The 12,691-nt window shown below is 70.4% G+C and carries 11 protein-coding genes; 2 read left to right on the top strand and 9 right to left on the bottom strand.

Going from position 1 to position 12,691, the window contains the following annotated elements:
• Positions 1 to 67: 67 nt before the first annotated feature.
• From ABD951_RS23380 to ABD951_RS23345, 8 genes are all read right to left on the bottom strand, one after another.
• Positions 68 to 1,123, bottom strand: a complete 1,056-nt coding sequence (locus ABD951_RS23380) for a ferrochelatase (RefSeq protein WP_345351045.1) — start codon at positions 1,121 to 1,123, stop codon at positions 68 to 70.
• Between the two features lie 16 nt (positions 1,124 to 1,139).
• Complete coding sequence (gene inhA, locus ABD951_RS23375) at positions 1,140 to 1,967, bottom strand: NADH-dependent enoyl-ACP reductase InhA (RefSeq protein ID WP_345351042.1); 828 nt, start codon at positions 1,965 to 1,967, stop codon at positions 1,140 to 1,142.
• Between the two features lie 62 nt (positions 1,968 to 2,029).
• On the bottom strand, positions 2,030 to 2,752 hold the full coding sequence (fabG1, locus tag ABD951_RS23370; RefSeq protein ID WP_345351039.1) for a 3-oxoacyl-ACP reductase FabG1: 723 nt from the start codon (positions 2,750 to 2,752) through the stop codon (positions 2,030 to 2,032).
• A gap of 65 nt (positions 2,753 to 2,817) precedes the next feature.
• Positions 2,818 to 3,798: a VWA domain-containing protein gene (locus ABD951_RS23365; protein ID WP_345351036.1), complete on the bottom strand. Its 981-nt coding sequence runs from the start codon at positions 3,796 to 3,798 to the stop codon at positions 2,818 to 2,820.
• Complete coding sequence (locus ABD951_RS23360; protein WP_345351033.1) at positions 3,795 to 4,802, bottom strand: DUF58 domain-containing protein; 1,008 nt, start codon at positions 4,800 to 4,802, stop codon at positions 3,795 to 3,797. Before ABD951_RS23360 ends, ABD951_RS23365 begins: the two co-directional genes overlap by 4 nt.
• The gene (locus ABD951_RS23355) at positions 4,799 to 5,842 is read right to left on the bottom strand and encodes an AAA family ATPase (protein ID WP_425569929.1); all 1,044 of its coding nucleotides are present in this window, start codon (positions 5,840 to 5,842) and stop codon (positions 4,799 to 4,801) included. Before ABD951_RS23355 ends, ABD951_RS23360 begins: the two co-directional genes overlap by 4 nt.
• A 104-nt stretch (positions 5,843 to 5,946) precedes the next feature.
• Complete coding sequence (locus ABD951_RS23350; protein WP_425569927.1) at positions 5,947 to 7,578, bottom strand: NlpC/P60 family protein; 1,632 nt, start codon at positions 7,576 to 7,578, stop codon at positions 5,947 to 5,949.
• A gap of 316 nt (positions 7,579 to 7,894) precedes the next feature.
• The gene (locus ABD951_RS23345; protein ID WP_345351027.1) at positions 7,895 to 8,410 is read right to left on the bottom strand and encodes an Rv1476 family membrane protein; all 516 of its coding nucleotides are present in this window, start codon (positions 8,408 to 8,410) and stop codon (positions 7,895 to 7,897) included.
• Between the two features lie 403 nt (positions 8,411 to 8,813).
• Here ABD951_RS23345 and acnA point away from each other — a divergent pair, with 403 nt between their 5' ends.
• Entirely contained in the window at positions 8,814 to 11,618 is a 2,805-nt protein-coding gene (acnA, locus tag ABD951_RS23340; RefSeq protein ID WP_345351024.1) for an aconitate hydratase AcnA, read from the top strand.
• Positions 11,619 to 11,714: 96 nt separating this feature from the next.
• A complete protein-coding gene (locus tag ABD951_RS23335) occupies positions 11,715 to 12,281 on the top strand; it encodes a TetR/AcrR family transcriptional regulator (protein ID WP_345351021.1) in 567 nt (188 codons plus the stop codon).
• Between the two features lie 10 nt (positions 12,282 to 12,291).
• On the opposite strand, the gene ABD951_RS23330 is transcribed toward ABD951_RS23335, so the two are convergent.
• Positions 12,292 to 12,519, bottom strand: coding sequence for a helix-turn-helix domain-containing protein (locus tag ABD951_RS23330; protein ID WP_345351018.1), 228 nt, complete (start codon positions 12,517 to 12,519; stop codon positions 12,292 to 12,294).
• Positions 12,520 to 12,691 lie beyond the last annotated feature (172 nt).

Raw genomic sequence — 12,691 nt, 5'->3', positions numbered from 1 at the left:
CACCCCATGGTGCACCGAAGAACCCACCCCGCACCAGCTTACGGCGTCGAATTCCCAGGTCAGGCCCTCACCGGGGCGGCCGTCCCGGCCGCCGCGGCGGCGCGCAGCAGTCGATCGCGCACAGTGCGCCGTTCGTGCCGACGCCGTACAGCGGTTCGACGCCGAGGCGCCGCGCCGGCGCCCCCTCCGTCTGCTCGGCGACGAGTTCGGCGATCAGCCGCGCGAATCTCCGGTCGGTGCCCGGGGTGCCTGCGCGGACGAACCCGAGCCCCAGTTCGGCGGACCGGTCCCGGGCCTCGGTGTCGAGGTCCCAGATCACCTCCAGGTGATCGGAGACGAACCCGACCGGGCACACGATCACCGCGGTCGCCCCGGACGCCGCGACGGCGTCCAGGTGATCGCAGATGTCCGGTTCCAGCCACGGGACCTGCGGCGGACCGGACCGGGACTGCCACACCACGTCGTACTCGTCGACACCGGCCGCCGCCGCGGACAGGCGCGCCGCCTCGGCGACCTGCCGGCTGTAGAGCCGGCCGCCGCCGGACGGCGGACCGGCCGACGCGTCCGCCGCCACCGGGACCGAGTGGGCGGTGAACACCAGCCGCGCATCGGCCCGCTGCGCCTCCGGAAGCTGTTGACGCGCAGCGACGATCGCCTCGGCGACCGCCGCGACCAGCAGCGGGTGGTCGTAGTACTGACGCACCTTGGTCAGTTCCGGAGCGCCGTCGACCGCGGCGCGGGCCCGGGCGACGTCCTCGTGGTACTGCCGGCACCCGGAGTAGCCGCCCCATGCCGAGGTGGGGAACACCAGCGCCGAGCGGACACCGTCGTCCCGCATGCGGGCGACGGTGTCCTCGACCATCGGGTGCCAGTTTCGATTCCCGAAGTACACCGGCAGATCGGTTCCCGCCGAAGCGAATTCGGCCTCCACCGCGGTGATGATGTCGCGGTTGAGCCGGTTGATCGGCGAGACCCCACCGAAGTGCAGGTAGTGCTCGACCACCTCGTCCAGACGCTCCGGCGGCACTCCCCTGCCACGGGTGACGTTCTCGAGGAACGGGCGGACGTCGGCGGGCCGTTCGGGCCCGCCGAAGGAGAGCAGCAGCAGGGCGTCGTAGGTCATCGAAATCGTCAGGCGGTCACAGGTTCTCGGGCAGCCAGGTGTTGTGGCTGGCCCCGCCGTCGACGTAGATGATCGATCCGGTGGTGGCGGGCAGCCAGTCCGACAGCACCGCGACCACGGACTTCGCGACCGCGGTCGGGTCGTTGAAGTTCCAGCCGATGGGCGCCGCGGCGTCCCAGTACTCGTTGAGCTGGTTCATCTTCTTGGCGTCGTCGGTGGCGGTCCCGGCGATCGCCTTCGCGGCGAGGGTCTTGATCGGACCCGCGGCGACGAGGTTCGAGCGGATCTTCTTCGCCTCGCCGACCTCCCGCGCGACGTACCGGTTCACGGACTCGAGCGCGGCCTTCGCCACGCCCATCCAGTTGTAGTACGGCATCGCGGTGCGCGGGTCGAAGTCCATGCCGACGATGGAGCCGCCCTCGTTCATGACGGGCAGCACCGCGCGCGCCAGGGAGGCGTAGCTCCACGCGGAGATCTCGAACGACTTCGCGACGTCCGGGCCGGGGCCCTCGAGGAACGGCTTGGCATCGGGCCCCATCAGCGTCTTCGGCGCGAACGCGATCGAGTGCAGCACACCGTCGACGCCCTCGGGCGCGTGCTCACGCACCCGGTCGGCCAGCGCGTTCAGGTCGTCCTCGCTGGTGATCTCCAGACCGATCGCGGGCGGCACCTCCTGCGGCAGCCGCTTGGCGATCCGGTCGATCAGCCGCAGCCGCTCGGGCAGCCCGGTGATGATCACCTTCGCGCCCTGCTCCTGCGCCACCGCCGCCGCGTGGAACGCGATCGAGGCGTCGGTGATGATGCCGGTCACGAGAATGGTCTTGCCTTCGAGCAGTCCGCCCATGGTAGTGCTCCTCCTGGTGGTGAAAGTCGTTGTGTGCGAGAGGGAGTGACGCGGCGGTCGGGTCAGTGCCCCATGCCCATGCCGCCGTCGACGGGAATCACCGCACCGGACACGTACGCGGAGTCCTCCGACGCGAGGAAGGAGACCACCGCGGCCACGTCCTCCGGCTTCCCGAGGCGCTGCAGCGGAATGAACTTCTTCGCGGTCTCGCGGAGATCGTCCGACAGCTCCGCCGTCATGTCCGTCTCGATGAACCCGGGGGCGACCACGTTCGCGGTGATCGAGCGCGAACCGAGTTCGCGGGTGACCGACCGCGCGAGGCCGATCACACCGGCCTTGGACGAGGCGTAGTTGATCTGCCCCGCCTGGCCCGCAAGACCCACCACGGAGCCGAGGAAGATCATCCGGCCCCACCGGCCGCGCAGCATCGCGCGGTTCGCCCGCTTGGCGCACCGGAACGCCCCGGTCAGGTTCGCGTCGACGACCTTGGTGAACTGCTCCTCGGTCATCCGCATCAGCAGCGTGTCGTCGGTGATGCCCGCGTTCGCCACCAGCACCTCGACCGGGCCCTGGTGCTCCTCGACCTCGGTGAACGCGCGATCCACCGACTCCGCGTCCGTGACGTCGCACTGCACCCCGAACAGCCCCTCCGGGACACCGGAACCGCGGTGCGTGACCGCCACCTTGTGACCGTCCGCGGCGAGACGCTGGGCCACCGCGAGGCCGATGCCCCGGTTGCCTCCGGTCACGAGCACGGAGCGGGACGGGGTGGACGCGTTCGACATTCGATCAACCTATCTGTTGTGGTTCGGGTGGAACGTGGCAGCACATTGTGACAGTCGGCGAAGGCTCAGGGCAGGCGTTGGCGCAGAACCAGAGCGGCACCCAGTCCCGCCGCCGTGCACAGCACGCCGAGCACCAGCCAGGCCCGGCTGGCGTCGCCCCGGACCGTCTCGAATCCGATCTGCTCCTCGAGGGTGTCGTACACCCGGTTCAGTTCCTCGAGGCTGGACGCGGTGAAGAAGCTGCCGCCCGACAGGTTCGCGATCTCCCGCAGCGACGGGTCGTCCACCGGTACCGCGATCCGCTCGTCACCGATGTCGACGGTGCCGTACGAGGTGCCGAACGAGATGGTCGAAACCGGCACCCCCGCCTCCTTCGCCTTGCTGGCGGCGGTGTAGCCGCCGCGTGGGGCGTCGGGGCTGTCCGGCACCGTCTGCTTGCCGTCGGAGAGCATCACGATCCGGGCGGGCGGCACCTGGTCCCCACCGCCCAGGACGGCGCCGAGGGTCTCGATGGACTGCAGCGCGGTGAAGATCGCCTCGCCCGTCGCGGTCCGCTCCGCGAGGGTCAGATGGTCGATCGCGGTCTTGGTCTCCTCGCGGTTGACGGTCGGCGACACCAGCACCGACGCGGTGCCGGCGAACGCGACGAGGCCGAGGTTGATGCCGGGTGTCAGCCCGTCCGCGAACTTCTTGGCGGCCTCCTGCGCCGCGGCGATGCGGGTCGGAGCGACGTCGGTCGACTTCATCGACAGCGACACGTCGATCACCAGCATCACCGTCGCCCGGTTGCGCGGCACCCGTTTGTCCGACGTGGGTCCGGCCAGCGCGACCGTCAGCAGCATCAGCCCGACCAACACGAGCGCCGTCGGCAGGTGCCGGAGCCGGCCCGGACGTGCCGGCGCCACCTTCTCGAGCATCTCGAGGTTGGAGAAGCGCAGCAGGTTCCGGTGCCTGCGTCGCTGAACGAGGACGTACCCGACGGCGAGTGCCGCCACCACGAGGAGAAACGCGAGCCACCACGGGGACGCGAACTGGGTCGCGCTCACCGGCGGGGCACTCGACTCTGCGGCACTCGATTCACTCGGGAACCATAACTGTGCCTGCGGGCGGCGACGAAGCGCACGACGTCCGCGATCCAGTCCCGGTCGGTGCGCAGGCCCAGCACCGGCGCGCCGCACCGTCGCAGCGCCTGCTCGACCTCTTCCCGGTGCGCCTGCGCCGCCGCCGCGTAGTCGGAGCGCAACTGCTCGGTGGTGCTGAACTCGCGCGTGCGCCCGGTCTCGGGGTCGTGCAGGACCACTTCGCCGAGGTCCGGCAGTTCGAGGTCGCGGGGGTCGAGCACCTCGATGCCGAGCAGGTCGTGGCGGCCGGACACCGCCCGCAGCGATCGCTCCCAGTCCAGCGGCCCGAGGAAGTCGCTGATCACCACCGCCAGTCCCCGCCGCCGCTGCGGGCGGCGCAGCGACTCGATCGCACCCTTCAGGTCGCCGCGCACCCCGTCCGGGGCGTGCGGGGTGGTCGCGATCGTCCGCAGCATCGCCTGGGCGTGCAGGCGGCCGCCCCGGGCCGGGATCCGGACGCTGTGGTGACCGGTCGCGACGATCGCGCCGATCCGGTTGCCGCCGCCGCTGGTCAGGTGCGCGACCGCGGCGGCCGCGGCCACGGCCAGGTCCCGCTTCTCGGCGCCGACGGTGCCGAAGTCAAGGCTCGCGGACAGGTCGACGACGAGCCACGTCTCGAGTTCCCGGTCGGCGACCGACTGCCGCACGTGCGGGTGGGTGGTGCGGGCGGTCACCGACCAGTCCATCTGCCGAACGTCGTCTCCGGGCTGGTACAGCCGGGCGTCGCCGGGTTCACTGCCGGGGCCGGGGATCAGCCCGAGGTGCTCACCGTGCAGCACGCCGTCCAGACGCCGCCGTACCGTGAGCTCGAGCGTGCGCAACGCGGCCGCGAGTTCCGGGTCGCGCACCTGCCCGCCACGGAGCGACGGCAACGACCGACCGGCGGGATCCCCTGAGCGGCCCGCCGCGGCGGCCGGGGTCGGGGTCACCGCGGTGCGCCCCCGACGGGTGCCGCCGGGGCCGGGGCCGCCGGACCGGGCACCGGCGGCGCGGGCGCCACCGGCTGGGCGGCGACCTGCGGCAGGCCGACGGTCTGCAGGACGCGGGTGATGACGTCGTCGGGGCTGACCTCGTCGGCGAGAGCGTCGTAGGACAGCACCAGCCGGTGCCGCAGCACGTCGGGAATCACGTCGAGGATGTCCTGCGGCACCACGTAGTCGCGGCCGCGCAACATCGCCAGTGCGCGGGACGCGGAGATGATGCCGAGGGTCGCGCGCGGCGAGGCGCCGTACGAGATCCACCCCGCGACATCGGCCAGGCCGAACGCGTCCGGCGTGCGGGTCGCGGCGATGACCCGGACCACGTAGTCGACGAGCGCGTGGTGCACGAACACCCCGGCGGCCGTCTTCTGCAGCCGGATCAGGTCGTCGGGACCGAGAACCTGCCGGGGCTCGGGCGCCGCGACACCCATCCGGTAGACGATCTCGCGCTCTTCCTCGACGGTCGGGTAGTCGACGAGCACCTTGAACAGGAACCGGTCGCGCTGCGCCTCGGGCAGCGGGTAGACGCCCTCGTTCTCGATCGGGTTCTGGGTGGCCATCACCAGGAACGGATCCGGCATCGGGAAGGTCTTGCCGCCGATCGTCACGTGCCGCTCGGCCATCACCTCGAGCAACGCCGACTGCACCTTCGCCGGTGCCCGGTTGATCTCGTCGGCGAGCACGAAGTTCGCGACCACCGGCCCGAGCTCGATGTCGAACGCCTCACGGCCCTGCCGGTAGATGCGGGTGCCGACGAGGTCCGTCGGGACGAGGTCGGGGGTGAACTGGACACGGGAGAACGAGCCGCCGACGACGGTCGCGAACGTCTCGACGGCCAGGGTCTTGGCGACCCCCGGCACCCCCTCGAGCAGCACGTGGCCCTTGGCGAGCAGGCCGACGAGGATTCGTTCGACGAGCCGATCCTGGCCGACGATCACCCGTTTGACCTCGTAGATCGCCTTCTCCAGCAGCTGCGCGTCGGACTGCACCCCGGCCGCCGTCGACCCTGCCTCGCCCGTCGCCGCACCGTCCGCTGACGTCACCAAGAACTCACCGCTTTCACTCGCGCCCGCACCCGGCTCGTGCAGCCGGGTCAGGACACCATCCGGACCACGTACGGGGTCATGCCGTCCCAGCGCAGCGGCGAGACCTTGACGACCGATCCCGACTGCGGAGCCTCGAGCATCTCCCCGTTGCCAAGGTACAGCGCGACGTGCTGGCTGGCATTGGGCCCGTAGAAGACCATGTCGCCGCGTTTCATCTGCGACGTCGGGACCTGCTCGCCCGCGGTGTACTGGTAGCCGGTGTAGTGCGGCAGCGAGATCCCGATGCCGGCGAACGCGTAGATCATCAGGCCCGAGCAGTCGAACCCGACCTTGTTGAAGTCCCCGTAGCTGTCGGCGACACCGCCGTCCCGGATCCCGAGGGTCGGGCCGTTCTCGTTACCGCCACCCCACGCGTAGGGGACGCCGAGCTGGGACATCGCCCGGTCGATGACGGTCTCGATCGCGGCACCGCCGGTCACGGACGGCTTCGGTGCGGGCTTCGACGGCTTCGCGGTCCCCGGCTTCGGTTTCGGCTTCGCGGTGGTCGTCGGCGCCGGCTCCTCGGCGTCCGTCGTCGACTCGCCGTCCGTCGAGGTCTCGTCGGTGGACGTCTCGTCGTCCGGTTCCTCACGCGTGGACGTCTCGTCCGGCGCGGTCGCCGTGGGCGGTTCGGTGCCCTGGTCGTCCTCGATCTGGGTGTGGCTGCGCTGCCCCTCGGCGAGCGCGCGGGCGCGGTCGCGGGCGGCCTGGTCGGCCGCGACCCGGGCCGCGGCCTTCGCCGCCGCGTCCTTCGGCGTCGCGGCGGCGGCCGCCGCGGCCGCCTGCTCGGCCGCCCGCTGGAGATCCCAGTTGACGAACGCCTGTCGCTGGCTCTGCAACCCGGAGACGTTGTCGCGGGCGGTGGCGAGCTGTGTTTCCGCGGCGGCCTTCTGGGCCTCGACCGCCGCCTTCTTGCCGGTCTGTTCGGCGAGGGCGGCGCGGGCGACGGCGATCGCGTTCTCCGCGTCAGCCTTGCGCGCCTCCGCGGCCGAGGCCGCGGAATCGGCCTTCTGCTTGGCCTCGCGCGCCGCCGAGTTCTTGTTGGCCTCGGCGGTGCGAGCCCGCTGCAGGGCGTCGAGGACGGCGTTCTTGTTGGTGGACATCAGGCGCATCAGCTGGGCCCGGTCCAGGATGTCGGCCGGTCCCTGCGATCCGATGAACGACGCGATCGAGGCCACGCCGGTGCCCTGGCGGTAGGTGTTCGCGGCGAACTCGTCGAATCGCGTCTGCGCGAGGTCGATCTGAGCTCCGGCGTCGCGCAGCGCCTGCAGGGTCGAGCCGACCGCGCCCGCCGCGGCACCCGCCGCGTCTCGTGCGTTCTGCAGGTCGACGAGCGCCTTGTTGACGTCCTCGCGCTTGATCGCGACCGCGTCGTCGAGCGCCCGCAGCTGCTGGTCCGCGGCGGCAACCTGGTTGATCAGCGCGCCGACCTCGCCGACGCGGGCGGCGACGGAGTCGTCGGCCTGCTGCAGTTGCGCGTCACTGGGGTTCGGAGGCGGGGGCGGCACGGCCGCCGCCAGCCCCGGCGTGGCCGCGACCAGCGACAACGCCACACCGAACCCGACGAGGAGGTGCACGCCGCGAGTTCTCGTGCGCGAGAAGCCGCGGCGGTGGGTGCCGCGTGGTGCCCTTCGCCTCACTGTTCTCTCCCTCGGTCCGCCACCGACCGGGGAAGGAGTGCGCGACGGATCCGGTCCGTGGGTGCGTTCACCCACGGACTCCGGTGCGCAGAGGCCACTTCCGTGACAGCCCTGCCCACAGCGACACTTCTTCCCCAAAAGCGCCAATGGCACCGTACGACACTTCGCACACTGACGAAACTCCAGTCACAAATGACACATCGGTAATTACACCGCACACACCCCGGGTGTACTGGGCGGAATCGCGCGAATGGACGAAAGATATTTTCCGACTTGACGTTTCGCGTTGCGCCCGCGAGTGGCGATCAGGCCCCGATCAGGACTCGGCGCGGCGACGGTCCAGCCGACGCGAACGCACCGCCCACGTCACCGCGGCCGCGCCCCCGACGACCACAACGAGGCCGGCGGTGATCAGCCCGTACGGCGCCTCGGGTTCGACCACCGCGTCGAGGAACTGGTTCGCCGAGTCGACCGCATTGCCGGTGTACGCGCGATCCTGCGCGTCCTCGACGGTGACCCGGGACAGCGAATCACTGTAGGTGCCCACCCAATTCGGGCTCAGGACGAGCACGGTGCCGCCGTCGTGCACGCCCACCTCGGTCGCGATGTCCCGCAGCTGCGAGTCGCGGGCGGGGTTCTCCGCGAGGACGACGATCCGCAGGTCGACGCCCTCGTCGTTGGCCCGCGCCACCACCGCCTGCAGCGCCGCCACGTCGTCGGCCGGCGCGGACACCCCGTCGTCCGCGAGGTCGGCGAGGACCGTGTCGATGTCGACCGACGGCGGGATGTCGGCGGGAGCCGGGTGGAACACGATCGAGTGGGCAGCAGGCATCTCTCGTCCGGTGGTCGGTGTGCGGGTGGTCGTTGTGCGGTTGGCGGGCGCGCGGCAGCGGGCCCGGATGCCCGTTCCCCGGGCTGCCGTGACTGTCGTTGCGACCGCCCCGCACATTACGTGACGTCAACCACGGTGGGCCGCGATCGCCCGCCCGCGTTGCGATCGTTGGTCGCGACGACAAGGATCGTCTGGTGTGCGACCCGCGGAGCACGCGGATGTCCCGCGGGTTTCACAGGACAAGCGTACTGTTAGAGTTGCCGCGAGGTGCTTCGGCGCGACCTTCCGGGTCGGTTTTCGGCATGAATCGACCGTTCGGCATCACCACGGTCGCCGCGATGAGCCTCGCTTGCCGTCGGCACAGCCCCGTCGACGGCGAACCTCAAAGACGAGTGGAGCTGACGTGAGCACCAGTATTGATTCGTTCGGCGCCAAGGGGACGCTGGAGGTCGGAGAGAACTCGTACGAGATCTTCCGGCTGTCCACCGTTCCCGGCACCGAGAAGCTGCCCTACGCGCTGAAGGTTCTCGCCGAGAACCTGCTGCGCACCGAGGACGGCGCCAACATCACCGCCGACCACATCCGCGCGATCGCCAACTGGGATCCGTCGGCCGAGCCGAGCGTCGAGATCCAGTTCACCCCGGCCCGCGTGATCATGCAGGACTTCACCGGTGTGCCGTGTGTGGTCGACCTCGCCACGATGCGTGAGGCCGTCGCGACCCTCGGCGGCGACCCGAACAAGGTCAACCCGCTCTCCCCCGCCGACATGGTCATCGACCACTCCGTCATCCTCGACGTGTTCGGTCGCGCCGACGCCCTCGAGCGCAACGTCGACCTCGAGTACCAGCGCAACGGTGAGCGTTACCAGTTCCTGCGCTGGGGCCAGGGCGCATTCGACGACTTCAAGGTCGTCCCCCCGGGCATGGGCATCGTCCACCAGGTCAACATCGAGTACCTGGCTCCGACCGTCATGGTCCGGAACGGCCAGGCGTACCCCGACACCTGCGTCGGCACCGACTCGCACACCACGATGGTCAACGGCCTCGGCGTGCTGGGCTGGGGCGTCGGCGGTATCGAGGCCGAGGCCGCGATGCTCGGCCAGCCGGTCTCGATGCTGATCCCGCGCGTCGTCGGCTTCAAGCTCACCGGTGAGATCCAGCCCGGCGTGACCGCCACCGACGTCGTGCTCACCGTCACCGACATGCTGCGCAAGCACGGTGTGGTCGGCAAGTTCGTCGAGTTCTACGGCGCCGGCGTCGCCGAGGTGCCGCTCGCGAACCGCGCCACCCTCGGCAACATGAGCCCCGAGTTCGGTTCCACCGCCGCGATCTTCCCGATCGACGGCGAGACCATCAACTACCTGCGCCTGACCGGCCGCAGCGACGAGCAGCTCGCGCTCGTCGAGGCGTACGCCAAGGAGCAGGGCATGTGGCACGACGCCGCGAACGAGCCGGCCTACTCCGAGTACCTCGAGCTGGACCTGGGCACCGTCGTGCCGTCGATCGCCGGCCCGAAGCGCCCGCAGGACCGCATCCTGCTGTCGGACTCGAAGGCCGCGTTCCGTCGCGACATCGCCACCTACGTCACCAACGGCACCGCCGCCGCGCACTCCGCGCTGGACGAGGCCGTCGAGGAGTCCTTCCCCGCGTCCGACCCGGTCGAGACGTCCACCGCCTCGGACGACGTCGTCGCCCCGGTGCCGTCCGCCGCCAACGGTGCGCACGGTCGCCCCAGCAAGCCGGTGAAGGTCAAGTCCGAGCGTGGCGAGTTCGTGCTCGACCACGGCGCGGTCGCGGTCGCGGGCATCACGTCCTGCACCAACACCTCGAACCCGTCGGTGATGATCGGCGCAGCGCTGCTCGCCCGGAACGCGGTCGAGAAGGGCCTGGCCTCGAAGCCGTGGGTCAAGACCAACATGGCGCCGGGTTCGCAGGTCGTCGCCGACTACTACGAGAAGGCCGGCCTGTGGCCGTACCTCGAGAAGCTCGGCTTCTACCTCGGCGGCTTCGGCTGCACGACCTGCATCGGCAACACCGGCCCGCTGCCGGAGGAGATCTCCAAGGCGGTCAACGACAACGACCTGTCGGTCACCGCGGTGCTCTCGGGCAACCGCAACTTCGAGGGTCGCATCTCCCCCGACGTGAAGATGAACTACCTGGCGTCGCCGCCGCTCGTCATCGCGTACGCGCTGGCCGGCACGATGGACTTCGACTTCGAGACCGACGCCCTGGGCCAGGACCAGGACGGCAACGACGTCTTCCTGAAGGACATCTGGCCGTCCGCGCAGGAGATCGACGACACCATCAAGTCGGCGATCAGCCAGGACATGTTCCGCAAGTCCTACGCCGACGTCTTCAAGGGCGACGAGCGCTGGCAGAACCTCGCCACCCCCGAGGGCGACACCTTCGCGTGGGACGAGAAGTCGACCTACGTCCGCAAGGCGCCGTACTTCGACGGCATGACGATGGATCCGGCTCCGGTCACCGACATCACGGGTGCCCGTGTGCTCGCCCTGCTCGGCGACTCGGTCACCACCGACCACATCAGCCCGGCCGGCCCGATCAAGCCCGGCACCCCGGCCGCCCAGTACCTGGACGCCAACGGTGTCGAGCGCAAGGACTACAACTCGCTGGGCTCGCGGCGCGGTAACCACGAGGTGATGATCCGCGGCACGTTCGCGAACATCCGCCTGCGCAACCAGCTGCTCGACGACGTCTCGGGCGGCTACACCCGCGACTTCACCCTCGAGGGCGGCCCGCAGTCGTTCATCTACGACGCGTCGCAGAACTACCAGAAGGCCGGCATCCCGCTGGTCGTCCTGGGCGGCAAGGAGTACGGCTCCGGTTCGTCGCGTGACTGGGCGGCGAAGGGCACCAGCCTGCTCGGCGTCAAGGCCGTGATCACCGAGTCCTTCGAGCGCATCCACCGCTCGAACCTGATCGGCATGGGCGTCATCCCGCTGCAGTTCCCGGCCGGCGAGTCGGCCCAGTCGCTGGGCCTGGACGGCACCGAGGTCTTCGACATCTCGGGCATCGAGGAGCTCAACGCAGGCACCACGCCGCGCACCGTCAAGGTCACCGCCACCAAGGCCGACGGCAGCACGGTCGAGTTCGACGCGGTCGTCCGCATCGACACCCCCGGTGAGGCGGACTACTACCGCAACGGCGGCATCCTGCAGTACGTGCTGCGCAACATGATCCGGGGCTGAATCATCCCGGTCGTGTGATCACGTAGTGCGCTGACGGCGGGCTCGGGACGTCAGTCTCGGGCCCGCCGTCCCCTTGTGTACGAAAGGATGTCGGCTGTGCCGAAGGTCAGTGAGGACCACCTGGCGGCGCGTCGGAGGCAGATTCTCGACGGCGCCCGCCGCTGCTTCGCGGAGTACGGCTACGAGGGCGCGACCGTCCGCCGCATCGAGGACGCGACCGGCCTGTCCCGGGGGGCGATCTTCCACCACTTCAAGGACAAGGACGGCCTGTTCCTCGCCCTTGCGGAGCAGGACGCGACCCGGATGGCGGATGTCGCCGCCGAGGAGGGTCTCGTGCAGGTGATGCGGGACATGCTCGCGAAGCCGGAGGAGTTCGACTGGCTCGCCACCCGCGTGGAGATCTCCCGGCGACTGCGCACGGACCCCGAGTTCGCCCGGGAGTGGAGCGAACGCGGCGTGGAACTCACCGAGGCCACCGTGGCCCGGCTCGAGCGACAGAAGGAGGCCGGGCGCCTGCGGGACGACCTGCCGACCGACGTCCTCGTCGGCTACCTCGACCTGGTCCTCGACGGCCTGATCGCCCGCATCGCCTCCGGGCACGGCGGCGAAAACCTGTCCGCCGTCCTCGATCTCGTCGAGGAATCGGTCCGGCGCCAGGAGTGAGCCGGCCGCGTCAGGTCCCCGGCACGGCGCGGCGGCGGTTCGGGCCGCCGCGACCGCGGAGTTCGACGCCGGACTCGGTCAGCAGGGTCCGGATGAAGCCGTACGACCGCCCGGTGGCTTCGGCGAGGGAGCGGATGCTCGCACCCCGGAGGTAGCGGTCGCGCAGTTCGGTCTGCATCGCGTCCCGCACGCCGCCGGACACCCGCACCCCCTTGCGCACCGGCCTGAGCTCTGCCATCACCAATTCCTCCGGAATGTGATGCACGCCACTTGACGGGTTTCAGGCTAGTACACATCCACCCCGGGATCCGAGGACGGAAAATCGCCCTGGTCGGAGGACCGGCGCCGGGTCAGGCGAGCTGGATCAGATCCAGGTACTCCTGCGACCAGTGATCCTCGGTGCCGTCGGG

Origin of the sequence: Rhodococcus olei, from assembly GCF_039540555.1 — a bacterium.
In the GTDB taxonomy this organism is placed as follows: Bacteria; Actinomycetota; Actinomycetes; order Mycobacteriales; family Mycobacteriaceae; genus Rhodococcus_G; species Rhodococcus_G olei.
The sequence above is the reverse complement of the archived record's forward strand: the minus strand, read 5'-3'. Positions and strand labels throughout refer to the sequence as shown.

Coding starts and splice junctions, on each gene's coding strand:
- ABD951_RS23380 (WP_345351045.1), bottom strand. CDS start 1,123: ATGACCTACGACGCCCTGCTGCTGCTCTCCTTCGGCGGGCCCGAACGG.
- inhA (WP_345351042.1), bottom strand. CDS start 1,967: ATGGGCGGACTGCTCGAAGGCAAGACCATTCTCGTGACCGGCATCATC.
- fabG1 (WP_345351039.1), bottom strand. CDS start 2,752: ATGTCGAACGCGTCCACCCCGTCCCGCTCCGTGCTCGTGACCGGAGGC.
- ABD951_RS23345 (WP_345351027.1), bottom strand. CDS start 8,410: ATGCCTGCTGCCCACTCGATCGTGTTCCACCCGGCTCCCGCCGACATC.
- ABD951_RS23330 (WP_345351018.1), bottom strand. CDS start 12,519: ATGGCAGAGCTCAGGCCGGTGCGCAAGGGGGTGCGGGTGTCCGGCGGC.